This is a genomic window from Pseudomonas sp. Van50 (assembly GCF_055390755.1).
Map to the genome: position 1 here is coordinate 6,986,755 of NZ_AP024343.1, position 24,468 is coordinate 7,011,222.

At 62.8% G+C, this 24,468-nt stretch carries 20 protein-coding genes; 7 read left to right on the forward strand and 13 right to left on the reverse strand.

Annotation, left to right across the window (positions count from 1 at the left end; genetic code table 11):
• The first annotated feature begins 66 nt into the window (after positions 1-66).
• The 5 genes from ACZ5M5_RS30360 to ACZ5M5_RS30380 all read left to right on the forward strand — a co-directional run bounded on the left by ACZ5M5_RS30360 (position 67) and on the right by ACZ5M5_RS30380 (position 3,889).
• Positions 67-459, forward strand: a complete 393-nt coding sequence (locus tag ACZ5M5_RS30360; RefSeq protein WP_081015350.1) for a glutamine synthetase — start codon at positions 67-69, stop codon at positions 457-459.
• Positions 460-574: 115 nt separating this feature from the next.
• Positions 575-1,471 carry a GTP cyclohydrolase FolE2 gene (gene folE2 / locus ACZ5M5_RS30365; protein WP_464738382.1) on the forward strand — a complete coding sequence of 299 codons (897 nt, stop codon included), beginning with the start codon at positions 575-577 and terminating at the stop codon, positions 1,469-1,471.
• The gene (locus ACZ5M5_RS30370; protein ID WP_060739956.1) at positions 1,468-2,136 is read left to right on the forward strand and encodes a metal ABC transporter ATP-binding protein; all 669 of its coding nucleotides are present in this window, start codon (positions 1,468-1,470) and stop codon (positions 2,134-2,136) included. The genes folE2 and ACZ5M5_RS30370 overlap by 4 nt, the downstream gene beginning before the upstream one ends.
• Entirely contained in the window at positions 2,136-3,002 is an 867-nt protein-coding gene (locus tag ACZ5M5_RS30375) for a metal ABC transporter permease (RefSeq protein WP_103307953.1), read from the forward strand. The genes ACZ5M5_RS30370 and ACZ5M5_RS30375 overlap by 1 nt, the downstream gene beginning before the upstream one ends.
• A gap of 11 nt (positions 3,003-3,013) precedes the next feature.
• Positions 3,014-3,889, forward strand: a complete 876-nt coding sequence (locus ACZ5M5_RS30380; RefSeq protein WP_103307952.1) for a metal ABC transporter substrate-binding protein — start codon at positions 3,014-3,016, stop codon at positions 3,887-3,889.
• Between the two features lie 121 nt (positions 3,890-4,010).
• On the opposite strand, the gene ACZ5M5_RS30385 is transcribed toward ACZ5M5_RS30380, so the two are convergent.
• Entirely contained in the window at positions 4,011-4,532 is a 522-nt protein-coding gene (locus ACZ5M5_RS30385) for a DUF3617 domain-containing protein (protein ID WP_060739953.1), read from the reverse strand.
• A 141-nt stretch (positions 4,533-4,673) separates the two neighbouring features.
• Between ACZ5M5_RS30385 and cls the strand changes: the two genes are divergently transcribed.
• A complete protein-coding gene (cls, locus tag ACZ5M5_RS30390; protein WP_464738383.1) occupies positions 4,674-6,113 on the forward strand; it encodes a cardiolipin synthase in 1,440 nt (479 codons plus the stop codon).
• On the opposite strand, the gene cfaB is transcribed toward cls, so the two are convergent.
• From cfaB to ACZ5M5_RS30415, 5 genes are all read right to left on the reverse strand, one after another.
• Complete coding sequence (cfaB, locus tag ACZ5M5_RS30395; protein WP_060739951.1) at positions 6,110-7,297, reverse strand: C17 cyclopropane fatty acid synthase CfaB; 1,188 nt, start codon at positions 7,295-7,297, stop codon at positions 6,110-6,112. The genes cls and cfaB overlap by 4 nt on opposite strands.
• 181 nt (positions 7,298-7,478) lie before the next feature.
• On the reverse strand, positions 7,479-9,398 hold the full coding sequence (locus tag ACZ5M5_RS30400) for a heavy metal translocating P-type ATPase (protein WP_464738384.1): 1,920 nt from the start codon (positions 9,396-9,398) through the stop codon (positions 7,479-7,481).
• Positions 9,395-10,447, reverse strand: coding sequence for a protease modulator HflK (gene hflK, locus ACZ5M5_RS30405; protein ID WP_464738385.1), 1,053 nt, complete (start codon positions 10,445-10,447; stop codon positions 9,395-9,397). The genes ACZ5M5_RS30400 and hflK overlap by 4 nt, the downstream gene beginning before the upstream one ends.
• Positions 10,444-11,475 carry a protease modulator HflC gene (hflC, locus tag ACZ5M5_RS30410; protein ID WP_464738386.1) on the reverse strand — a complete coding sequence of 344 codons (1,032 nt, stop codon included), beginning with the start codon at positions 11,473-11,475 and terminating at the stop codon, positions 10,444-10,446. The genes hflK and hflC overlap by 4 nt, the downstream gene beginning before the upstream one ends.
• Positions 11,472-13,433 (reverse strand): protease modulator HflK, encoded by a 1,962-nt coding sequence (locus tag ACZ5M5_RS30415; RefSeq protein WP_103307948.1) that lies wholly within the window; start codon positions 13,431-13,433, stop codon positions 11,472-11,474. The genes hflC and ACZ5M5_RS30415 overlap by 4 nt, the downstream gene beginning before the upstream one ends.
• A 221-nt stretch (positions 13,434-13,654) precedes the next feature.
• Between ACZ5M5_RS30415 and lpdA the strand changes: the two genes are divergently transcribed.
• Positions 13,655-15,055 carry a dihydrolipoyl dehydrogenase gene (gene lpdA / locus ACZ5M5_RS30420; protein ID WP_103307947.1) on the forward strand — a complete coding sequence of 467 codons (1,401 nt, stop codon included), beginning with the start codon at positions 13,655-13,657 and terminating at the stop codon, positions 15,053-15,055.
• 135 nt (positions 15,056-15,190) lie between these two features.
• Here lpdA and ACZ5M5_RS30425 read toward each other — a convergent pair whose 3' ends face one another.
• The 7 genes from ACZ5M5_RS30425 to ACZ5M5_RS30455 form a co-directional block, all read right to left on the reverse strand.
• Complete coding sequence (locus tag ACZ5M5_RS30425) at positions 15,191-17,341, reverse strand: hypothetical protein (RefSeq protein ID WP_464738387.1); 2,151 nt, start codon at positions 17,339-17,341, stop codon at positions 15,191-15,193.
• A complete protein-coding gene (locus ACZ5M5_RS30430; RefSeq protein WP_464738388.1) occupies positions 17,328-18,521 on the reverse strand; it encodes a DUF3142 domain-containing protein in 1,194 nt (397 codons plus the stop codon). Before ACZ5M5_RS30430 ends, ACZ5M5_RS30425 begins: the two co-directional genes overlap by 14 nt.
• 177 nt (positions 18,522-18,698) lie before the next feature.
• Complete coding sequence (locus ACZ5M5_RS30435; protein WP_072407604.1) at positions 18,699-19,511, reverse strand: class I SAM-dependent methyltransferase; 813 nt, start codon at positions 19,509-19,511, stop codon at positions 18,699-18,701.
• Entirely contained in the window at positions 19,505-20,659 is a 1,155-nt protein-coding gene (locus tag ACZ5M5_RS30440) for an acyltransferase family protein (protein ID WP_103307943.1), read from the reverse strand. The genes ACZ5M5_RS30435 and ACZ5M5_RS30440 overlap by 7 nt, the downstream gene beginning before the upstream one ends.
• Positions 20,656-21,525, reverse strand: coding sequence for a class I SAM-dependent methyltransferase (locus ACZ5M5_RS30445; RefSeq protein ID WP_060739941.1), 870 nt, complete (start codon positions 21,523-21,525; stop codon positions 20,656-20,658). The genes ACZ5M5_RS30440 and ACZ5M5_RS30445 overlap by 4 nt, the downstream gene beginning before the upstream one ends.
• Entirely contained in the window at positions 21,522-22,814 is a 1,293-nt protein-coding gene (locus ACZ5M5_RS30450) for a glycosyltransferase (protein WP_060739940.1), read from the reverse strand. The genes ACZ5M5_RS30445 and ACZ5M5_RS30450 overlap by 4 nt, the downstream gene beginning before the upstream one ends.
• On the reverse strand, positions 22,808-24,433 hold the full coding sequence (locus ACZ5M5_RS30455) for a glycosyltransferase (RefSeq protein ID WP_464738389.1): 1,626 nt from the start codon (positions 24,431-24,433) through the stop codon (positions 22,808-22,810). The genes ACZ5M5_RS30450 and ACZ5M5_RS30455 overlap by 7 nt, the downstream gene beginning before the upstream one ends.
• Between the last annotated feature and the right edge of the window lie 35 nt (positions 24,434-24,468).

A 24,468-nucleotide genomic window follows, 5' to 3' on the forward strand; every position in this document is an offset into this window, starting at 1 on the left:
TTATGTTATAGTATAACAATACGGTTCAACCAGCCCCGCCGCTCCTCATTCGTCTGAGTTCCATCCATGCGCAATCCTCTGAAATTTGTTTTTGCGGGCTCATTGTTGCTGTGGGCGTCAGGCGCTGCTGCCCAGAGTCCGCTCTTGGCAAACTGCACCCGTAGCGCGAATTTGCTGGCGTGTGTGGATATGCAAGGCAATGCCTATAGCGTTGCGACGGCTGGAAACACTATTTACTTACGCGGCTTTGAAGCAGCCAGTCGCCGCTATTGGGCGCAAACGAACAGCCGTTATGGTCAGCTCACGTTCTTTACCGGACTGGCGTCGGATGGAGAAAGTTGGGTTGGATACAGCCGGCGTGTGGGCTGGACAACCCTCAATCGTTTTTCCAGCTCGGGCGGTAGCACCGGTGCATTTACATGCGGCCGCATGAACGGGTGCCAGGATTCATCGCGTTAATGTTTCACGTGGAACGTGAACATGCGGGGAGATGAAACTCCTTTCATGGAAAAGGTTTCTTGAAATTAACTGTTATACTATAACATCTAATTTTAACCTTCGATGGGCCTTGACCATGAATGCGTTAACGCTGCCCGATGTGGCTGCGCAGGTTTCACATCAAACCCTACCCCTTGATTGGGTAGGCATGTGTGGTATCGCAACGCCGGTGTTGATTGATGGCCAGCGCCTCAGCGCAACGGTCGACGCCGGTGTGAGCCTCGATGACAGCGAGGCACGCGGCATTCATATGTCGCGCTTATATCTGGCGCTGGGGTTACTGGAAGAGACGCCACTTTCTCCAGCGCTATTGCGCCGAATCCTGGAGCAATTTCTTGATAGCCATGAAGGCTTATCCCATGCGGCTTCGCTCAGCGTGCATACCAATCTACTGCTCAAACGTCCGGCGCTAATCAGCCCGTTGGCAGGCTGGAAAGGTTATCCGGTGAGCATCGAAGCTCAGTTGAAAAACACAATGTTCCACGTGGAACTGAAAATTCAGATCCCCTATTCCTCGACTTGCCCTTGTTCGGCAGCCCTTGCCCGGCAGTTGATCCAACAGCAATTTGTCGACGACTTCGCTAACAAGAAACTTGAGCATGCCGAAATTCTCGCCTGGCTGGGCTCATCGAACGGCATTGTCGCCACCCCTCATAGCCAGCGCAGCACGGCGACCTTGACCCTGCGTCTGGGCACCGCTGTCGACGAATTACCACTGCAGTCATTCATCAACCAAGCCGAAGCAGCCCTTGGCACCGCCGTGCAGACCGCCGTGAAACGCGCCGATGAACAAGCCTTCGCCCTGGCCAACGGGCAAAACCTGATGTTCTGCGAAGACGCCGCGCGGCGATTGAGCACGGCCCTGGCCCGCTCATCGGAGATCACCGCCCTGGATGTACGCGTCGTTCACGCCGAAAGCCTTCATGCCCACGACGCCGTGGCGCAAAGCCGCTGGACCCGGGAGCCATCATGATCGACTGCCAAGCACTGCGCTGGGGTGCACCCGGACAACCCCTCACACCGCCCCTCGCCATGGAGCGACCGGCAGGCAGCCTCACCGCCATCATCGGCGCCAACGGTTCGGGCAAAAGCAGCCTGTTGAAAGTGCTCGCGGGGCTGCAAAAGCCGCTGGCCGGCAAAGTCGCCTTGAATGTTCCACGACGTGGTGGCGTCTCATTCATGCCCCAGCAGCAACATCTGGATCGGCAATTTCCCATCAACTTGCAAGACCTGGTGGCGGCCGGTTCTTGGGGCAATCGCCACACGCCAGCCATGCGTAGACAGTTACTGCAGACCGTACTGGACGATTGGGCATTGAACGGCCTTGAGCAGCGTCCGCTAATGGCGCTGTCGGGAGGCGAGCTGCAACGCGCCCTGCTCGCTCGCCTGAGCCTGGCCGAAGCGCCTTTGCTGTTGCTCGACGAACCCCACGCCGCCCTCGACGAACAAGGCCAGGCGCTACTGTGGAAACACATCCATCGCTGGCACGCAGCAGGCCGAACCCTCGTAGTGGTGTGTCATGACCTGGCAGCGGTACGCCAACATGTCCCCCATACGCTGCTGATCAAAAACACCGGCTGCGTGCTGGGCCGCAGTGTCGATTTGATCGCCCAACAACCCCATGCGTGGGTGGCCTGATGCTCGCGGCCACGCATTTCTGGCAACCCTTTCAAGAGTTCGTCTTCATGCGTCGGGCCCTGCTCGGTGGCCTGGTGTTGGCGTGCAGCACGGCGCCGTTGGGTGTGTTCCTGATTCTTCGGCGCATGAGCCTGATCGGTGACGCCGTGGCTCACGGCATCCTGCCCGGCGCCGCCCTGGGCTTCTGGTTTGCCGGGCTGAGCCTGCCCGCCTTGACCCTGGGCGGCCTGGGCGCGGGCCTGAGCATGGCCGGGCTTGCCGCCTGGATTACCCGGCGCACCGGCCTACGAGAGGACGCCAGCCTCGCGGCGATTTATCCCATTTCCCTGGCGGCCGGCGTGTTGATCCTCGGCATGGCCGGCAAACGCCTGGACTTGCTGCACCTGCTGTTTGGCTCGGCCTTGGCGGTGGACGGCCCCACACTCACCGGCATGTTGTGGGTTTCCGGCGCCAGCCTGGTGGCGATGGCGTTGATTTATCGACCGCTGCTGCTCGATACCCTCGACCCGCTGTTCCTGCAAACCGTCAGTCGTCTCGGCCCGTTGGCCCACGGCGTGTTCCTGACCTTGGTGGTGCTGAACCTGGTGATCGGTTTCCAGGCCATCGGCGCGTTGATGGTCGTCGGCCTGATGATGCTGCCGGCCGCCGCGTCGCGATTCTGGAGCCGTCGCCTGCCGCTACTGATCCTGATCGCCGCGCTGCTCGGTTGCCTCTCGGTTTGGCTTGGCCTGCTGTTGTCGTTCTATTACTCACTGCCCAGCGGACCGTCCATCGTTCTGGTGGCGGGCGTGTCGTATCTGCTGTCGGTGGTATTCGGGCCGGTGCACGGTTTGCTGCGCCGCCCGCCCTTGCTCACATCCCAATGAGGTGTTTCCCGATGCGCGTACTGCTCGTGCTAATCAGTCTGATGCTGTCCATGTCCCTGTCCGCCGCCGAAAAACTCCAGGTGGTGACCAGCTTCAGCATCCTCGCCGACATGACCCGACAGGTCGGTGGTGAGCATATTCAAATCACCAACATGGTCGGGCCGGACGCCGATGCACACACCTACGAACCCACCCCAGACGACGCCAAGGCGTTGCTCAGGGCAACACTGATCATCAAGAATGGCTTGGGTTTCGAGCCGTGGCTGGACCGACTGGTGACCAGTACCGAAACCAGTGCCCCGGTGATCAGCGCCAGCCGTGGCGTCATCCCGCGGTCACTGGATGAGGACGGTGAGACCATCCCCGACCCGCACGCGTGGCACAACCTGGCGAACGCCGAGCTGTATGTCAGCAACATCACCAAGGCACTGGAAGCTGCCGACCCGGCCAACAAGGCCGACTACGAACGTAACAGCCAGGCATACCTGAAAAAGATTTACGCCCTACTCGCCGAAGCCAAGGCCAAGCTCGGCGCATTGCCTGCCGGTAATCGCAAGATCGTGACGTCCCACGATGCATTCGGTTACCTGGGCCAGGCCTATGGCATCGAGTTCATGGCGCCCCAGGGGTTATCCACCGAACGTGAACCGTCGGCGGCAGAAGTCGCGGCGCTGATTACCCAGATCCGTCAGGCGAAAGTCAAAGCGGTGTTCATGGAAAACATCAAGGACGCGCGCCTGCTCAAGCAGATCGCCGACGAGAGCGGCGCTCACATCGGCGGCACGCTGTACTCCGACGCACTCGCCGCCAGCGGACCTGCGAGCACGTTCACCGGCCTGTTCGAATACAACCTCAATACGTTGTACGAGGCACTGAGTCGGCCTTAGAGCATGTGTGGGAGCAAGGCTCGCGATGAACGGTGACGTCCTTGGCGACTCACCGAATTGTTTGCATTGCGATGCAAGCCTGGCTCCCACAGGCTCACCAAGCGATTATTTCAAATGAGCTTCAAGCCCTCGGTTTGACCGTCCCGCAATCCTGCCCCAGCCAGACCGCGCGAGTGTCGAGGCTACCGTTCTGCTGGATGCCGGTGGCATTGAACGTGCCGTTGACCTTGGTGGTGAATTCACGATCACTTTGGAATGTCGCGACCCCATTACCCTGGGCTTTCGGGCAACTGAAGCGAAACTTCCACTGATTGCCGGTGCGCTCGGTGATCTGCTGCTTGCAACCCGATTGCGGGTCTTGCAGCGGAATGTCATTGGTTTGCACCTGCGCCGGGGTCAGGCACACGCGAATGCCTTTACCCCCCATGGTAATCCCCTGCTTTTCCAGCATCGCCCGTTGCTCCGGGGTCATCTGGGTTTGCAACTGGCCAAGGATCAGTTGCAGGTCCGGCAGGTTCTGGTTATCGACCTTCATATTGCTGGTGGTCAATTCCCACAAACCCGGCTGGAGCATCTGCGCCTGAGCCGCCATCGGAACCGACAAACCCATCGCCAAGGCCACACCCAGCAGACGAACATTCATTACACGAACTCCAGAGGACAAGTGGCCGTTAGACGCCGTCCGCCGGCTTCGGTTCAGAGCCCGGACCTGTGAATTAAATAGCGACATTCGTCACGGAACATGGTCTGTTAAGCATTGAAACTTCAGGAGCAAGGCTGCCCCATGGATTATTTCGGCCCGCATGTTTTCGGTTACCTGATCGCGCTGCTCCACACCCTGGGTTCCATTGCCGCCGTCCACGCCGTGCTGACGGTGCGCACCGCCCAAGGCTCGATTGCCTGGGCCCTGTCGCTGACCTTCATTCCCTACCTGACGTTGATTCCTTACCTGGTGTTCGGCCGCAGCACGTTCGATGGTTACATCAAGGCGCGCCGGCAAGCCAACGAAGAAATGCGCAAGGCAATCTCCGAGTTGAACTGGCGCCCCTGGGTCGAAGAAGCCCTGACCGCTCGCGCCTCCCAGGCCTATGCCTCGTTACGGGCCATGCCGAAACTGGGACGCACACCGTGCCTGGCCAATAATCAGGTGCGTTTGCTGGTCAATGGCCACGCTACGTTCGAGGCGATTTTCCAGGCCATCGAGCAGGCACGAGAGGCCGTGCTGATCCAGTTTTTCATCGTCCATGACGACCGCCTCGGTCAACGCTTGCACTCGCTGCTCTTGAAGAAAGCCGCCGAAGGCGTGGCCGTGTACCTGCTCTATGACCGCATTGGCAGCCACTCCCTGCCCCACCGCTACGTGCAAGCCTTGCGCGACGGTGGCGTCCACGTAAAAGCGTTCGCCACCCGCAGCGGCTGGCTCAACCGATTCCAGGTCAACTTTCGCAACCATCGAAAGATCGTGGTGGTGGACGGCGTGCAAGGGTTCGTCGGCGGGCACAACGTCGGTGACGAATACATGGGCGATAAACCACCCTTGGCGCCGTGGCGCGACACCCATGTGCAAGTGTGCGGGCCGGTGGTGGCGAGCATGCAAGAGTCGTTCGCCGAAGACTGGTTCTGGGCGGCCCGTTCCCTGCCCCCACTGATCCTGCCGGACAGCTATCCGGACGATGGTGTGCTTTGCCAGTTGCTGGCCAGCGGCCCGGCCGACGCCTATGAAACCTGCTCGCTGTTTTTCGTCGAGGCCATTCACGCCGCCAGCGAACGCGTCTGGATCACCACGCCCTACTTCATCCCCGACGAAGCGGTGTTCGCAGCCTTGCGCCTGGCGGTACTGCGCGGTGTGGATGTGCGCATCCTGCTGCCCTCGCGACCCGACCACAAGATCGTCTACGCAGCGTCCAGCCTGTACGCGTTTGAAGCGGTACGGGCCGGTGTGCGGATGTTCCGTTATGGGCCGGGCTTCCTGCATCAGAAAGTGGTGTTGATCGACCGGGAAATCAGCGCCATTGGCAGTGCGAACCTGGACAACCGTTCGTTCCGCTTGAACTTCGAAGTCATGCTGCTCACCGTGGATATCCCGTTCGCCAGTGAGGTCGAGCAAATGCTTGAAGAGGACTTCGCCCAAGCCCAGGAAATCGACAAACAGGAAAGCCGGGAGACCCACCGCCTGCAGAAGGTCGGCATGCGGATCGCCCGGCTTATTTCCCCGATTCTCTAAGGGGTGTAGATGTCGTCGCGGGTCCATGGCAGCTCATGGCTACCGTCGGCATGGGCCTTCACCGCCAGGATCTGGTGCAGGTTGATCCAACCCTTGGCGAACGCGTAGGCGCACCCGGCCAGGTACAGACGCCAGATCCGCAATGCCTGCTCCGGCACTTCCTTCGACGCTGCCTCGAGGTTGTCCTCCAGGCGTTCACTCCAGTGATCGAGCGTGCGTGCATAGTGCATGCGCAAGCTTTCCACATCGACGATCTCCAGCCCCGCTTCACTGATCTGCGCGGAAATCATCGACAGGTGCGGCAGCTCGCCGTTGGGGAATACGTACTTCTCGATGAACTCGCCCGCGCCGCGACCGACCGGACGCCCGTCGGTGTGCTTGGCGGTGATGCCATGGTTCATCACCAACCCTCCTTCGCGCACGGCGCCGAACAGCGTCTTGCAGTACTGCTCGAGGTTGGCGTGGCCGACATGCTCGAACATACCCACGCTGACTACTTTGTCGAAGCGGCCGTCCTGGGGCAGGTCGCGGTAGTCCAGCAGTTGCAACTCGACCTGATCCTCCAGGCCTTCGGCCTTGACCCGTTCCCGGGCCAGTGCCAGCTGCGCCTTGCTCAGGGTAATGCCGAAGACCTTGGCGCCAAACTCCCGCGCGGCATAACGTGCCAGGCCACCCCATCCGCAACCGACATCCAGCAGGTAGTCCCCCGGTTGCAATCGCAGCTTGCGACACAGGTGGCGGAACTTGGCTTGCTGGGCCTGCTCGAGGGTTTCGCTACCCGTCTCGAAATAGGCACAGGAATAGGCCATGTCGCTGTCGAGCCATAGCTGATAAAACGCGTTGGAAAGATCGTAGTGGTAGGAGATCGCCTTGGCGTCGGTTTCCTTGTCGTGGACCGAGCGCACCGGCTGGTTGTCGGGATCGTCCTCGACCAAGGCCTGGCTCAATTCATCGCAGACCCGAATGACTTCGTGGATCGGGCCTTCGAGTTCCAGTTTGCCTTCGACAAACGCCGCCCCCAATGCGTCCAGGCTGGGGTGGGTGAATTGCGCGACCATTTGTGGGTCCTTGACCACAATCGTGACGCTGGGGTCGGCCCCCAGTGAAAATTCATGGCCATCCCAGAGCCGCAGCCGAAGCGGTAAATGCAGATTCTGTAAGGCCGGTGGAAGTTGCGCGAGCATGGAAAATCCCCCTTGTTTCAGACGTCTGAAATGAGGGTAGACCATGCTAGAAAAATAGCAGGCTATCGAATTTATAGCCTTTTTCTATCGCTGTCCCAAATCACTCCTGTGGCGGGTAACTCCTGCGCTGGCACGCCCTCTCCAATAGCAGACTGCAAGTACAACGCGCAGTTCGCTGACCCTACCCAACGGTGCCCTTCGCTTGGATCTTGAGCAGTGGCTCCTGGAACCGCAGCAAGCGCCCGGCATTACCTAACACTAGCAGGGTACTGAGATTGTGCAGCAGCGCAGCGATCATCGCCCCCGCCGCGCCAAGCCAGCCGAAGGCGGCAAAGGCAACGATGGCCAGCGTCCAGCCCAGGCCAATGATCACGTTGACCTGCAACGTGCGCCGACACTGGCGACTCAGTCGCACGCAGGTGCCGAGGCGCCGCAGGTCGCTGCCGATCAGCACGATGTCTGCTGACGCCAAGGCGATGTCTGCACCTCCGGCTCCCATGGCGACGCCCACCACCCCGGCCTTGAGCGCCAGGGAATCGTTGATGCCATCACCCACCACCATCGGGCGGAACCCATGGTCGATTTCAGCCATGACCCGCTTGAGTTTGTCTTCCGGCAAGGCCTGGGCTTGCACATCGCCGATGCCGACATCCCGGGCCAGGATCGTGGCCACGCTATGGCGGTCGCCGGTCAACAGCAACTGACGGCCCAGACCCAACTCGCGCAACTCGGCCATGGCCACCTGTGCCTCCGGCTTTACGCTGTCGGCCAACAGCAGCCAGGCGAGGAACTGCCCATCCAGCGCCAGACCGGCAATCGGGCCGTCGTGCTCAGGGACCGCTGGGGTTTGAATGCCCAACTGTGCAAACAACTCCGGCCGACCGAGGGCCGCTTCGCCCTGAGCCGTCATCGCGACCACCCCCAACCCTTGGCGCTCACGAATGTCCGTCAGGGCCAGGCAGTTGTCCTGTTCCACCAGCCCCGCCAAGGCACGACTGACCGGATGACTGCTGGCCGACCCGAGGCTGGCAGCCAGCGGCAGCAGCAACGATGCGTGAGCATCCTGGGCAGGTTCGATGGATTGCAGGCGCAGCACGCCATAGGTCAAGGTACCCGTCTTGTCGACGACCAACGAAGTCAGGTCCGCCAGTTCCTCCAGGAAGGCCGAGCTGCGGATCAGGATCCCGTGGCGCGCCGCCACCGCAATCCCGGCAATGGCGGTGGCCGGCGCCGATAGCACCAACGCGCAGGGACACGCCGCCACCAATACCGCCAACATCGCCTGGGCATCGTTGGTGACGAACCAGGTCACTGCCGCCAGCAACAACACCAATACCAGGTAACTGCCGGCGTAGCGTTCCAGCAAACGGGTGATGGGTGGCTTGGAGCGTTCGGCGTTTTGCATCAGGGCGATGACCTTGCCCAAGGTGGACGCTTCGCCGGTACGGGTCACCTCCAGGCGCAGCAGGCCATCGAGGTTGATCGCACCACCGAAGACTTCCGTGCCAACCACCGCCTCCAGCGGCACCGACTCACCGGTGATGGGCGCGGTGTCGAGGCTGGCCTGACCAGACAACACCCGACCATCGGCCGGCACCCGGTCACCGGCGCGCACCTCCACGACATCGCCGGCCTGGAGCGTCGCGTTGTCGACGTCGATGATCGAGCCGTCGGCCTGTACCTTGCGACCTTGGCTACGGGTCAGTTGGCCAAGGGCATGGATCGCCTCTTGGGAACCGATGACACTGCGCTCTTCCAGCACATGGCCGAAGATCATGATGATCGGCAGCAACGCCGCGGTCAGCAGATCGCCGGTGGCCCAGGCGCCGAGCATCGCCAGGGCAATCAGTTGGTCAGTAATTCCGTGCAGGCTTGGGTACCGCAAGCTGTACCAGGCCGAACGCATCACCGGGACCGCCACCAACAGCGAGGCGAACCCTAACAGCAGTTGGCTGACGCCGCTCTGCTCTGGCGACCAACCGCGCCATGCCAGGCCCAATGCGAGCAAGCCGAGAGCGAGCATCGCCAAGGTCAGTTGCCGGGCGGCGATGCGTTGTTCCGCCGAGGACAACATCGGTACAGCAGGTGTTCGAGCGGTCATTGGCCGGCTCCCTGGATGATCAGACGAGAATCGTCTTTCGGGTCGACCGTGGTCACTGAACCGGCCTGGCGAAGGATGGCAGGCATGCGTTCGCGATACAGGCGCAGCAGCATTTGCGGATCGCTGCCCTGGGTTTTCGCCAGTCCGAGTACCGTGGCCGTGTCGGCCGAAGCCTTGGCGAGCCGTTCGCTGGCCTGGGCATGGGCGACTTGCACGGTACGGTCGGCGTCCTGGCGGGCGACCTGGGTGAGTTTTTCCGCTTCAGTCCGGGCGTTGGCCACGGCTTTGTCGGCCTGCTGGCTGGCGGTCAATACTGCATTGAAAGCACTCACCGCCGGCCCGGGCAGACTCGATTGCACGTCGACCCGCACCACTTCGATGCCCAGCCCCTGCCCCGTCGCCGCCAGGTCAGCCAGGCGTCGGTTAAGCCCCTGAACCAGATCGCCTCGCAAGCGTTCGCGGCGCTCGGCCGCCTGGTTGTCACTGCCCATCAGTTCGGGGCGAGCCACCAGAATGGTGTCCAAGTCCCGGGCCGCGGTCAGGGCCACGGCACTGCGGGTCGCCAGTCGGTCCAGTGCCGGCAGGACATGCTCACCTTGCAAAACGAAAGCGTAAGGATCAGTGACCTTATAGAACACCCGCACATCCAGTTGCACCACGCCGGCATCACCGGTCAATAAATAACCAGAGCCGGCCAATGCATCGCTGACCGGCGTGGCGAAACTGGCCACACGATCAGCCTGCAAGGCCGCATCCGAGCGCAGCAGATTTTCCACCCGCCGCTCGAGCACCCGATCCGCTGCTGGCAGCAGGATCACTTGTTCCACGGGACGCGGCCAAGCCAGCAAGAGGCCGGCATTCTGGATACGATCCAAGGCGCCGAAGTGCAGCACCACCGCACGATTCTGCGGGTCGATCTGGCGCACGTTGGAAAAGACCCAGGCCAACGCCGCCAACACCGTGACGGCGTAAAGCGCTAGAAACGCCAAACGCCCGGCCTGGATCCACGGACTGGATAACGTATTTGTTCCACGTGGAACCAAACTCATGGTTGTGTTCCACCTTTGCCGTCCATGGAGGCAGGACCATCCACCAGGACACGGAATGGCGCGGCATCGGTGCGCAAAATCAGCTTGGTGCCTGGGCTGACGATGGTGCCCAAGGTGTCCAGCGAACGGAGCAGGTTGTAGAGCTGGGGAGAGCCGGCGTATGCCCGGCCATAGATTTCGGCCGCGTCCACCCGGGATTGCGCCTCGATATCAGCGGCCTTTACCGTGGCATCGGCTTGCACGACGCGGGCATCCCGTTCTGCGGCGGAGCGAATCTGCGCCGCTTCGCGCTTGCCGATGGCGGTGCGTTCGGTGGCGATGGTTTCGCGCTCGGCTCGCATGCGGTCGACCGTTGCGGTCAGCGTTACCGATGGCAACGTCAGGCGTTCGATACCGACTTGCAACACTCGTACACCGTAAGTGGTGAGCAACTGTTGGTCAATCTGCTGACGCAACTGCGCTTCGAAATCGGCGATGCGCACTTGGCTGGCATCGGTGTTGACCAGGTTCGCCAGGTCAAAACTGGCGGCCGTGGTTTCCAGCGCGGAGCCGACAAATGTGCGGATCTGCCGCGCAGCTTCGTCCGGTTGGTTCTGCACCGCGCGCATGAAACGCTGCACGTTGTCCGGGTCGCCCTGGACCTGCCAGGCCACGTAGGCCTGGACAATGATCCGCAGTCCATCGCGGGTACCGACATCCTGCAGGCCGCTTGAGGTGGTGCGCAATCGCAGGTCCACCGGGATCGCCGCCTCGAACGGCGCCGGCCAGCGCCACCCCAGGCCAGGTTGCAGCAGCACCCGGGCCGGATTGCCGAAACGGGTAATGACCGTGGCCTCCCCCGACCGCACTTGCACCAGGCTCGCGGCCGCGACGGCAAATGCCACCAACAACACGGCCCAGCCCATCCGCCGCCAAGGAAACGGCCCGGCTTGCTGCGGGTCGCCGTGATGGTGGTGATGATGACCATGGTGATGACCGGCATGGCCGTGATCGTGACCGGCGTGATCGTGTGAAGAGGACTGGCTCAATGGGCAGCTCCTGGCGGGACAGGGTTACGCGGCGACGCGGGGTCGGCCGGCAGCGTGAAGGTTCGCAAGTCGATGGTCGGCGCGTTGCTGCTACCGCCCAGGCGATGATCGAGAATCAGCAACTGGGCATTGCCGAGGCCCTGGCTCAGTTGGCTCAAATAATGTTCCAGCACAAAAGCGTGCCCCGCCGTGGCGTAGGCTTTGCGGTCGGCGTTGAAACGCAAATCGGCAGCCTGGGCGGTCGCGTTGATTTCCCGCGCCGTGGCACTGGCCCGGTCATGGGCGATGCTGGCTTGCAATTGCGCCTGGTTGGTCTGTTCCGCCGCCGCGCCACGCTCCCGGGCGATCAATGCCTGGGCGCCGATCTGCGCGGCCTGCACGCCGTGGTAGGCATTGGCCGCACCGGCCGGCGGATGAATCGCCTCCACCACCGTCGCCAGGATTTCCACACCGCTGTCGACAGATTGCAGATCAGCCTGGACAGCGCGACCGATTTCGTCGGCCAGGCTCACGCGGTCGGCGCCCAACAAACCATCCAACGTACGCGAAGCAAACTCATGCACCAGGATGCGGCTGGCGGTGCTGCGGATCAGCGTCGGCACATCGGCGCTGTTGTAAGTCGCCGCCAGCGCCGCGGCATCCGTCAGGCCGATGCGATAGACAAAACGCACATCCATGTTGACGATCTGGAAGCTCTGCTGGTCGGCACGACGGCTGGCAATGACCTGGGATTTGTCGTTCACATGGCTGGCATCCCACAACCGATTGGCAATGGCCGGTGCCGGTCCCTCCGCCGGTTCAGCCTCGACCTCTGCACGACTCTGCGCGACGCTGGTCGCCAGTTCATGCACAACGCCATTCTCGACATTGAGCACCCTGCCCCACGGCCAAGGCAACGCGACATGCAAACCGGGACCGAACACCTCTACCGGTTTACCGAAGCGCTCATAGATGCCCCGCCCCTGCAGCGGCACTTCGTGCACACCTGTCAGCAACCAGCCCACCAGCGCCACTGACGCCAACACCGGCAGAAAAGCCCGACGCATGTAGCTGAAGGCCCAGATCTGGCGCAGGTCGATGCCGAAACGGTTATGCAGCTCATGCTGCAAGGCCAGCCACGGTTGCGGTGGCCAGCGCAGCAGATCGGCGATGACACTGCGGCCTAGCAGCGTCGGCTCCAGGGCGTCCCGGCGCGGGATGAACAACGATAGCACCGCGCGCAACAACAACTCCGCCGCCACCAGCCCCGGCAACAGCCCCATCAGCACCGCCAGGCGCACCGGCCAGATGGACGTTTCTGCAGCGAACAGCAAGCACAAGGCGCCAAGCACCAGCACGATGATCGCCACCCGGGTCAGTTGCGCCAGCGCTGGCGCTTCCGGCCATTCCACGGGGGGCTGCTGGGCCAATTGCCGCTCGAACACCAATAACCCGAACGCCAACAACAACGACAGCACCGCCCCCACACTGGCGGAAACACCGAGGGCGGCAGCCGGCAACTGCAAGTCCCAGGCGTGCTCCAGGCCCAGCAATACCAGCACGGCCCAACCGGCCAGCCACAACGCGGGCGCACCGATTTGCTTGAGCAGGCCGACCGAACGGGCACCGATGCGGTCCAGCAGCCGCTCATACCAACCCAAGTTATCAACAGGCTCGTTTTCCGTCGGCAGGTTATCCACAGCCGGCAACAATGCCCTGCTGCGCCATTGCGTCACCCACCAGGCGGATTGCAAGCCGGCCACCAGCACCAACAGTCCCGCACCTTGGCTGACCAGCAAGACCGGCCACAGCGATTGCGGCGAAAACACCCCGATAAAAAACGCCAGGACCAGACCCAATCCCGCTACGCCTCCCAAGGCGCAGGCGATAAGCTTCAAGCGGCGTCCTTGAAACGACGCGCGCTGGAAACGCGGCCATTCGGCCACTTGTGCCCCCTCGATATCTAGATCGACTTGCATACCACCCCAGCTTTCGTGGCGATCAAAATCCGGGCCTGTGGGCAGACGCCACCGCCGCTTCGTTATAGGCCGTTACCTTATAACGATTACTGTGAAATTTCCGTTTTGAATTCTTCATGACAAGGCCCACGCCGACCTCTTGACTTAAGCCTTGACCGGAATCTCTGGAAACGCTCATATTACGATCATAATTTTTTATCAGGCCAAGCGGGAGAACAGCGATGAGCAACTACGACGTGGTCATTCTGGGCGGTGGACCCGGCGGGTACAACGCGGCGATTCGGGCCGGGCAGTTAGGGTTGAAGGCCGCCTGTGTCGAAGGTCGAGCCACCTTGGGCGGCACCTGCCTGAACGTCGGCTGCATGCCCTCCAAGGCCTTGTTGCACGCTTCGGAACTGTACGAAGCGGCCACGGGAACGGAGTTCGCCAACTTGGGCATTGAGGTCAGCCCTACCCTCAATCTTGCGCAAATGATGAAGCAGAAAGACGAAAGCGTGACGGGCCTGACCAAGGGCATCGAGTTTCTGTTTCGCAAGAACAAGGTCGACTGGATCAGAGGCTGGGGCCACATCGACGGGCCGGGCAAGGTGACCGTCACCGGTGACGATGGCAGCAAGACCGAACTCACCGCCAAGGACATCGTCATCGCCACCGGCTCGGAACCCATGCCGCTGCCAGGCGTGACCATCGACAACCAGCGCATCCTCGACTCCACCGGCGCCTTGTCCCTGGGTGAGGTGCCCCGGCATCTGGTGGTGATCGGCGCTGGCGTCATCGGCCTCGAGCTGGGCTCGGTCTGGCGGCGCCTGGGCGCCCAGGTGACCGTGGTGGAATACCTCGATCGCATCTGCCCGGGCGTGGACGGTGAGGCCGGCAAGACCTTGCAACGGGCCTTGGCTAAACAAGGTATCCAGTTCAAGTTGAGTTCGAAGGTCACCGGCGCCACAACCTCGGCCAGCGGTGTGCAATTGCAGATCGAACCGGCGGCGGGCGGCGAAGCACAGTCCCTGGACGCCGATTACGTGCTGGTCGCCATTGGTCGACGGCCCTACACGCAAGGGCTGGGGTTGGAAAACGTCGGGTTGAGCACCGATAAACGCGGCATGCTCGCCAACCAGCATCACCGTACCGAAGCACCCGGCGTCTGGGTGATCGGCGACGTGACGGCCGGACCGATGCTGGCCCACAAGGCCGAAGACGAAGCCATGGCCTGCATCGAACAGATCGCCGGCAAGGCCGCCGAGGTTAACTATGCGCTGATCCCCAGCGTCATCTACACCCGTCCGGAGCTGGCCAGCGTCGGCCAGACCGAGGAACAGCTCAAGGCCGAAGGCCGCGCCTACAAGGTCGGCAAGTTTCCGTTCACGGCCAACAGCCGGGCCAAGATCAACCACGAGACCGAAGGGTTCGCCAAGGTCCTGGCCGATGAGCGCACCGATGAAATCCTTGGCGTGCACCTGGTGGGCCCGAGCGTCAGTGAGATGATCGGGGAGTACTGCGTGGCCATGGAGTTCAGCGCCTCGGCCGAGGACATCGCCCTGACCTGCCACCCGCACCCTACCCGTTCGGAGGCGTTGCGCCAGGCGGCCATGAATGTGGAGGGGATGGCGACGCAGATGTAGGAACAACGCTCCACGGGCGATAACACCCACCCCTGTGGGAGCGAGCCTGCTCGCGATGCGGTCATCCATAGGCACTGGTAGTGCCTGCAATGCCGCTATCGCGAGCAAGCTCGCTCCCACAATGGGTGCTTCACCTCAGGAGGCTGACATCCGGGCCTTGCGCCGCCGACGACTGATCAACCCCAACCCCACCGCCACCACCAGCACGAGCCCGCCCACTTCCAGCCAAACCTTGTAAGGTCGCAGCGTCGAGCGGATCGGGTCCAGGGCCTGGGTCACGTAGCGTTTGTTCGCCTTGCCGAAGTCCGGCTCCTGGCATTGATGACCAAAATCCCCAGCCCAATCCACGTATGGGCCGTCCTTCACATAGCGCTGGTACAACGCGCTTTGCTCTTCAAGGCTGGAGTTGTACCCCACCGCCTTGCACAGCACCGCCGCAAACGCCTGGCTGGTATGGGGCAGGTAATCCGCCGCCTGGCTCGCCAGCGCCGTGGCGACAAACCGATAGTGATAACGCACGTCCGGCTGCGCGGCGCTGGCCTGCTGGCGTTGCACTTCACCTTCGGCCACCAGTGGCCCGACGTTCAACTCGACCGGTTCCAGGCTGTAATTGCCGCCCAGGCTGGCGTAATCCGGTGCCATCTCATAGCCGAGCAGTTCCATACCCCATTTGCGCGCCATCCACGACGCATGGAAATACGCCTCGGCCCGCCGGGTTGGCCACCACTTGGACTCGGCGTCCTGGCGCAACTGCCCATAGGCACGGGCCTTGTTCTGCAGGTCCGGGTTATCGAAATAAGCCGGCGCCTCATCAAAGCGCCCTTCCCTCAGCAAACGCCTGCCCAGCAGATTGCGCAAGCTGGCGGCCACCGGCAGCGGCACGTAGTTGTCCCGGTCCTCTTGGCTCAACGCCGGTGGCGCCGGGACTTGAGCGTCGACGTACTGCTTGAGCTCATCCACTGTGAGCACCCGCTCGGCGACGGCGGCAGCGTCGTACCAATAGTTGCTCTGGCCGCGATAGAGCTGATCGAAGGCTTGCAGGTAATCACCGCGCTGCAAGGCCAGGATCGCGCTTTCCCCTTCGACCCGGCACTTGGGTTGCACCGATTCGTAATTCCAATCCGGTGTGCGCCGGCTGCCCCAGGACTCATCGTTCGGAAAGGCCTGGGCAGCCTTGGCATAGGCCGCCGCCGCGGCCACCTTGTCGCCGTCGCGCAAGGCCAGCTTGGCGCGCACCCACCAGGCCAGGCCTGTGTCGGAAGCCTTTTGCACAAACGCCTGGGCGTTGGCGTAATCGCCGTGCTGGTAACTCACCGCCGCCAAACGGTCAGCATCGTCCAGGTTGTCCCGGGCGTTGGTCTGCAACAGTTTGACCAACCTTTTCTCACCCGAAGGTTCTTCACCGTCCCACCAGCCAACGCGGCTGAGCAGGTAGGCGGTGACCAGTCGCTGCACCGCTTGGGTCTTGAGCAGCTCGCTCAAGCGTTCATCCGACTCGACGCTCAGGCGTTGTGCCAATTGCAGCAACGAACTGTAGCCGACCGGGGACCCTAGCAGGTTCTGGATCGCGTACAGACCGATGGCGCTCTCCCAGTCATCGGCGGTGTAGGCCACCCGGGCTTCTTCGCCGAGGCTGGCGATGCCCAGTTCCAGCGGATCGCTGAACCCGGCGATGCTCATTTCCCGGGCTTGGCGAAACGCCGTTCGCGCCTGATCCTGCAAGGCCACAGGGTCGCCGCTGCCCGCCTCGGTGCTCACGGCAAACAATGCCCGCCCAAGGGAATACGCGGCCCAGGTGCTGCGCAACCGTCGCTGGTCAGCCGGTAATGCCAGCAATTGCTGGAACGCCTCCACGGCGCGCTGATGCTCACCGACGTTAAAAGCCGTCGCGCCGAGCGCATACAGGCGCAGCTCATCGGGCAAGTTGGCTGCCTCGGCCGCTACCTGGTCGATATCGGTCAGCGCCCGCAGGCGCTCCACCACCGCTTGTTGCGGCGGGGTCAGGCCAATCTGCTCGGCCTGGTTGCGTTGTTCAATGTAGGAAGGCAGGTCGTCATAGCTGTAGTCCGGGTTGCGCGTCGCCTCGGTGGCCGGCTTGAGCCCGGCAATCGCCTGGCCGAGACGGCTGACCTCGAAGCGAAAGCTGCCTTCGGGCAACTCCGCCAGGGTCTGGGCGCGGTTATCCAGCAGACGCATCGGGAAATCCGGCCCGCAGGCCAGCGCCGGGCCCAGCGGCAGGCACAGGCTCAGGCACAGCAGGTGACGAGACCACTTACGGGTAAACATTGAAACCTCCTTGGTCGATTTTCGTACAGCGCGCCCAACCGATTGCTCGTTGGCTACCAGCCGCCAAGCGGCCTTCCTGAATGCGGGTGAAGGTAAGCAGTCCGGGGGTTTGTTGCAACGTGTAACCGGCCAAGGCATCGACGCCGTCACACGCCCCGACCGCCAACGTCAGGCGCTGGGGCCAGGGGCGGTCGAGATTGCCCTGGTTGACCAGGCGGATATCGTACAAACCGCCCTGCTCCTCCCACTGCAATGCCAGGCGACTGTCCAGGTGATCGCCCCGGGCGACGGCGCCGAGCGTGGTCAGGCTCCACGCTCGCCGGTCGCCGGCCAGAGGCAGGCGAAACCAGATCAGCCCGGCGAGATGTTTCGGCGGATCAGCCCGCAAATCCGCCGCAAGCCCGGCCACTTGTTGCGGATCGGCCAGCAACTCCCGACGCTCGCCACCGCGATCGATCGGCACTTCGCTTTCCACCACCGGTACGCCGCTCTCCTGGGTCAGCAGCGCCACGCCGTAGGCTGGCAGGGCCAGATAAAACGGCCCCGTGGTGACCTCGCTCCAGCGTTGTGCCCAGTGCCGGGCCTGTTTCGGATCGAACAGCCCTTGCCGTGGATCGCTCACCGCGTGGACCTGCAGCACGCTGCTGTCCACCGTTTCCAACAATCCCGGCAATGCGGGGCTGTCGAGCCAGGCTGGTAGCGCCGTGATGCTGAGCCGCAGGTTGGCCGGCAGGCTGTGCCGCAGTTGGCCGAGGAAGTTTCCATAGGCCGGCAGCCGCGCATTGCCAGCATCGTGGTCGACCTCCACGCCCACCGGGGTCAGGCCTTGGGCTTGCCAATCGCCCAGCACTTGCTGGATTTGCGCAATGACCTCGTCCTGGTCCAAGGCCTTGAGCTGGCCGTCCAGGCGAATCACGGCGATCAGCGGACGGCCGTCCGCCTTGAGCAGGCCCGGGTCGATCCGCGCACGACGCCAGCCCGCCCCGGGAAAAGCCTGCAACGCCAGCACCCGCAGCGTGGAAAAATCGCCCCGGCTCTGGCGCAGCGCCGGCTCATGAGCCTTTGTCCATTGGCGCTGCCAGATATACAACTGTTGATCCAGGGCTGGGGGTGGCGGTTGTTCGCAGCCCGCCAAAAGCAACACGGCGAGGGCCAGGGAGAGCCGGAAAAAAACAGTCATGAAACCTTACCGCGCGCAAAAGATGTGCAGATTAACGCCGAGCACGTCATTGTGGGAGCGAGCTTGCTCGCGATAGCGGTGGGTCAGTCAACATCAATACAACCTGACCCGACGCCATCGCGAGCAAGCTTTGCTCCCACGGCTCGGTCCCACAGGGTTCCATTCTTTAACAGCCCATCAAGGCTTACGCGCAATAATCACCTGACTCTTGGCCACCACCGCGTCCAGCGCCTGCTTGATCTGCGCCCCGCGCGGTGAGTTCAGCACCGCTTGCCAGGTGTCGGCCCAGTGATTGAGCAACGGGTGGTCGGCGTTGCTGAAGTCGACCTTGGCCTCCCAGAACAACAGCATCCACATCGACCAATAGAACCCGTATTGGCTGTGGCTCAACACCTCCAGCCCGGCCTCGCTGACCATCGCCTTGAACTGCTCTTCACTGATGATGCGAATGTGGTTGGGCTTGCGGAAGTACTCCGGTGCGGCGATGTCTTTTTGCAGGTCTTCGGAACTGGGGTGCGGCACGCTCAGCAGGTACAGCGCGCCGGGCTGGCCGACCCGTACCAGTTCGGCGAGGAACTGCGCCGGGTCGTCGACGTGCTCGATGACTTCTGTGGACACCACCCGGGTGGCCGTGGCATCGGCAATGGGCAGCGGATTGCAGTCGGTCACATGGCACTCGACGCCGCGCGCAGGGGTGTCGCTCAAGCGCTGGCGCGTGGCTTCGACCTTGGCCGCGTCGATGTCGGCGATGATGATCTTCGCCCCGCGCATTCCGCAAAAATGCACGTTGCCGCCGTCGCCGCATCCCACGTCCAGCAACGTGTCCTCAGGCGTCACAGGGAAACCCGTGAACAGTTCGCCGGTTTGCTGGTTGAACCAGCCGCTGAGCATCGCATCGTGCAGCCCAAGCATGTACGGGTCGACTTTCTCGGCCACCGGTTCGGCGGGCGCGGGCGTGCCCGTGGTGAGTTTCTTCAAAAGGCTCAGCATGACGGGGCTCCAGAAACAGGAAGGACGGTTCGGGCGGCGGACAGGCGTTCAACCAACCGTGCGCCACGATTGCGCATGGGCATTTCGACCCAACGGTAGTTGAGTTCGCTCAACAGCCCGATCAGCAACAACGCACACGCCAGGGCCGGCCAGGGATGGCTTGCCGGGTCCGGCGAGCCCAAGGGGGCGAAACGAAACCACAACTCGCGCAGCAGAAAAAACACCGGGATGTGGATCAGGTAGATCCCATAGGAACGACTGCCCACCCAGGTCAGCGCCGTTTTCAGCCGACCGCGGGGCAACAGGTAATCCCGGTCGTAAGAGGCCACCCAGACCAGCACGGCACTGAGCACCGCAATGACCCCGAGACGGTAGAACGACAAATTGAAGTGCTCGGTGGCGATCCAGGCCATCACGCCACCAAGGCCCAGCACCAGTAGCACACCCAGGGGTGGGCGGCGCAGCCACGTGGGCTCGAAGCGCCAGTAGCTGGACCGCAGGCTCCAGATCGACAACAACACACCCAGCGCCAAGGCATCGGTACGGATCACCGACAGCCACAGCGCCCGCCAGGTGAAAAACTGCACGAGCACCACCGCCAGCAGCACCCACACCAAATAGCGGCGCGAGACGAACACCAGCAGCGGCAGGATCAGATAGAACTGTTCTTCCAACGACAGCGTCCAGTACACGAAGCTCGCGCCGTATTCATACTGCATGAAGGCATCGGCAAAACGCAGGTTGGCGAATTGCAGGAAACCGGCCAGGGTCGCCTGCAGGTTGGCCTGCACGCTGCCGAACGCACCGGAACGGTTCAGGAAAAACACCGCGAACAACACCAGCAGCAGCCAGAGCCAGGCCGACGGCAACAGGCGAAACGCCCGGCGAATCCAGAAATCCCGGGTGACGGCCCAGAATTGCCGGGGGCTGTCGCAGCGACGCAATTGCGGGATCAGGCTGCGCCCGATGACGAACCCGGATATCGCAAAAAACAGGTCCACGCCCCACCACAGCTGGAAACTGTCGGCCAGGGCCGCCAGGCGCGGCCATCCGCCAGGAAACGGCATGCCTTGCAGGTGATGGAACAGCACGCCGATCACCGCAACGGCGCGCAGCAATTCGATGTCCAGGATCCGCTTGCCGCTCATGAAGTACTCCCGGAAGAAGGATCGGGCTTACGCGCGATGATGACCTGGCTCTTGGGCATGAACCGGTCCAGCACCTGCTTGATCACCAGGCCGTCGGGTTGCGTCAGCAAGTCCTGCCAGAGGCTCGCCCAGCGCTCCATCAAGGGTGGATACGGCGCCTGGATACGGTCACGCACGGCACCCTCGAGGTCCCGGCCGGCCGCTCGTTCGCTGGCCCAGAAGAAAATCATGCCCATGACCCAGAAAAACCCGCTGGCCTGGCGATGCTCGATCACCAGCCCGGCGTCCTCCACCAACGCGGCGAATCGTTCGGCACTGAAAATCTGCACATGGTTGGGCGCTTGAAAGTAGCCCGGCGGCGCGATGCCTTGCTGCAAATGCTCGCCCACCGAGGCCGGCACGCTGAGCAGGTACTGCGCCCCGGGTCGGCCCATGCGCACCAGCTCGGCCATGAACGGCTCAGGCTCATGGATATGCTCGAGCACCTCCATGCAGACGATCTTGTTCGCACAGCCATCGGCCAGGGGCAGCGGCAAGCTGTTGCTGACCAACCCCAGGAACGGCGCGGCGGCCTGGGCTTCGACTTGGCGAGCCAGGTCGCGCACCTTGTCCTGTTCGCTGTCGGTAAAGATCACGGACGCACCCTGGCGCATGGCAAACAGCGTCGCCACACCTTCTCCGCAGCCCACATCCAGCAAGGTATCGTCGGCCGTGATGGCAAAGCCCTTGAGCAATTCGCCGGTTTCACTGCGAAACCAGCCGTCGAGCATCGCGTCGTAGAGGCCGGCATCCCGGGGCGAAACGGCCACCGTCGGCGCTGGCGAAGGCGCCACAGGCCTGCGCCCGGCCAGCCATCGCCGGATCATGGCTGCGTCGCGTTCCGGCGACGCTCGGACAGTTGTTCGAAAAACGCCCGCAAGCGCTGCTCGGCGTTGGCCTGGCTGCAGAATTTCTCCAGGCTGCGCACGGCATGGGCCGACATGCGGCGATACCGCTCGGGATCATTTGTAGCCACGTCGTAGCTGGCGCGGTAGGCCGAGCACAGCGAGTCCCAATCGGTGACATAACGCAGGGTCCGGTAAGCCGCACGCGGGTCGTGGGGCCAGGCGGTCAATTCCTCGGTCGAATCCACCACGAAGGCATTGTCGTGATCGATGTAGTCGGCCATCGCCGTGTTCAGCGGCGCAATTGCCGGACGGCCGCAGGACATGAACTCCATCAACGGCAGGCACTGCCCTTCGCCATAGGAACTGTTGACCACGTACCGGGTGGCTTCCACCAGCCGTTCGTAGTCCGCGTCCGCCAGGTAACCGTGGATCAGCACGATGCGGCAGCGGTACGACTGGTTCTTGTAGACGTGGTGGAGCATGTCGGTGAGCGCGGCGGTGACATCGTGGTGGGTCAGCTTGAGCACCAGGGTAGCGTCAGGAACATCGCGAAACGTCGCGCAAAATGCGCTGATCATGTCCTTCCAGTTCTTGCGCCCGTCGTAGGGATTGAACACGGAGGTATAGATCACACCGTCCAGCAGTAACTCGCAATCCTCGGCCGGGCCGTCCAGCACCAGCGGCGTGCCGGCCTGGTGCACCGGTGGGCCATAAGGCCGCAGGTCGGTGGTGCGACTGTCAATCAGCAGGCCACGCAATTGCAGGCGCATGTGATCCACGGTCGGCCGCTGGGCCAGCACCGCGCCACGGGCGGCAAAGCGGTCCCATACCGGCGCGGCGACAGCGGCGATGGGAAAGTCCGCGCCCATCACCTCACGAACGGTGTTGACGGTGAAGCTGGAATGGGTGATCGCCATGCCGGTCGCGCCCAAGACCACTCGCCAGTCGTGCCGGGCCTCGCCCTGCCAGCTTTCGGTAGGGATGGTGCTGAATTCCCAGGCGAACACCGGAATCGTCGGGCAAGCGTAGTGGGCAGCGGTGCGATGAGGCGGTGAAAACGACAGGAATACGCAATCCTCGCCACGCCCCAGGCAATCGGCGTACAGCTGATCGACCTCTTCGTCAGGCCGGGTCACTTCGACCACCCGCCCCAACCGCTCCAGCACCGGGCGAAACTCCTTGAGCACGAAGTAATAGCTGTACTCGGGCTTACCGAGGTTTTCCAGAATGTTGCTCTGGTTGGTTTCCGAATAAATGATGATCAACATGAGGCGGTACCTGCCTGGACCGCCAGCGGCAGCCCTTCGTCACAACCTGGCTCAGCCAGGAAATCCGCCAGGCGCTGCTGCACCGGGGCGAACGCGCAATAGCGGCGCATCCGCTCGTTCGCGGCAACCGCCATGGCCTGGTAGGCCTGCGGCTGGTGCTTGGCCATGGCGTAGCTCTGCTGGTAGGCAAGTTTCAATGAGCCCCAGTCGGGTCGATGGCGCAGGGTACGATACAAAATGCGCGAGTCTTCCGGCCAGATGGTCGGTTCGCGGCTGGACTTGACGATGAAGGCCACCTCGGCGTCGATGTAATCGCGCATTGCCGTGTGGTCCGGCGCGATGACGGGGCGTGCACAGGACATGAACTCCATCAACGGCAGGCACAGGCCCTCGCAGCGGGACGCATTGACGTAGAAACTCGCCGCGCCATACAGCCGGGCGAATTGTTCGTCCTCCAGGTAACCGTGCATCACCACCACCCGGCAACTGAACGGCGACAGTTGGGACAGCAGCGTCAACAGTTCGACGTAGTAGGTCGACAGGTCGTTCTGGGTCATTTTCAGCACCAGCGTGGCGTCCTCGACGTCACGCAGGGCCCAACAGAATGCGGTGACCAACTGATGCCAGTTCTTGCGCCCGTCATCGGGGTTGAACACGCTGACGTACACCACGCCGCTGACTTCGGTTTCCACCACTTGGAGGGTATCCGGCAGCACGGCCTGGGGATGTGCCGGTGCCGCCGGTTCGGGGGCAGGCTCTGGAACGGGCTCGACGGCCACCGGCAGCGGTGCCGGCCCTCTCAGGACCCTGCTGATGGCAACGCGCACCGGCACGGGGACCAGGTCGCGGACCGCCTCGCGATACCAGCACAGCAGGTTGTGCTTGCACAGCCACACGGGGCCCTGCTCGTGCTTGCCGCTGAAGGCGCGGATGACTTCGCGCAGGTAATGGCGGGAAATGAATGCGCGCCGCCGCCAAGTCAGAGGGGGTGGCTCAATGATCGGTTCCGGCTCTGGTTCCGGTTCCGGTTCCGGCACTTCTTCGAGGATCGGTGCGATCAAGCCATCGGCCGACAGCCCGAGGGGCAGGCTGTCGATGATGCAGCCCTTGATCTGCAAGGTCGTTCCCGGGTTGATCGGCAGGCTCGGGTATTGCTCGCGAACCGCCGCGAAACGCTCCCACAGCGGCGTGGGCAATACCAATACCGGGAAATCCTCGCCCAAGGTCCGACGGATCGCCTCGGCCGTATGGCTGGACAGGGTAATCACCCGGCCATGACGGGCCAGCGTGCGACTCCAGTCATGCCGCAGGTCGTCGTCCCAGTGCTCGGCCGGGATCGAATCGAACTCCCAGGCCACCACGCAGACCATCGGGCAAAGCAGGTCCAGCGGCGTCTTGTGCGGGGGGGAAAACGAAAGGAACAAGCAGTCCTGCCCGGCCTGCTGCAGTGTCTGATACAGCGGATCGACCTCGGCAACCGACGACACCACATGCACCGGCCCCAGGCTTTCCAGCACGGGACGATAGGCCTTGAGCACGAAGTAATAGCTGTACTCAGGGCGGCCGAGGCTCTGGCTGATGGAGTGGTCGTTTACGTCCGAGTAAAGAATGAAATTCATGGCATCCCATCATGGCGCCGCCGTCCCGGCAGCCC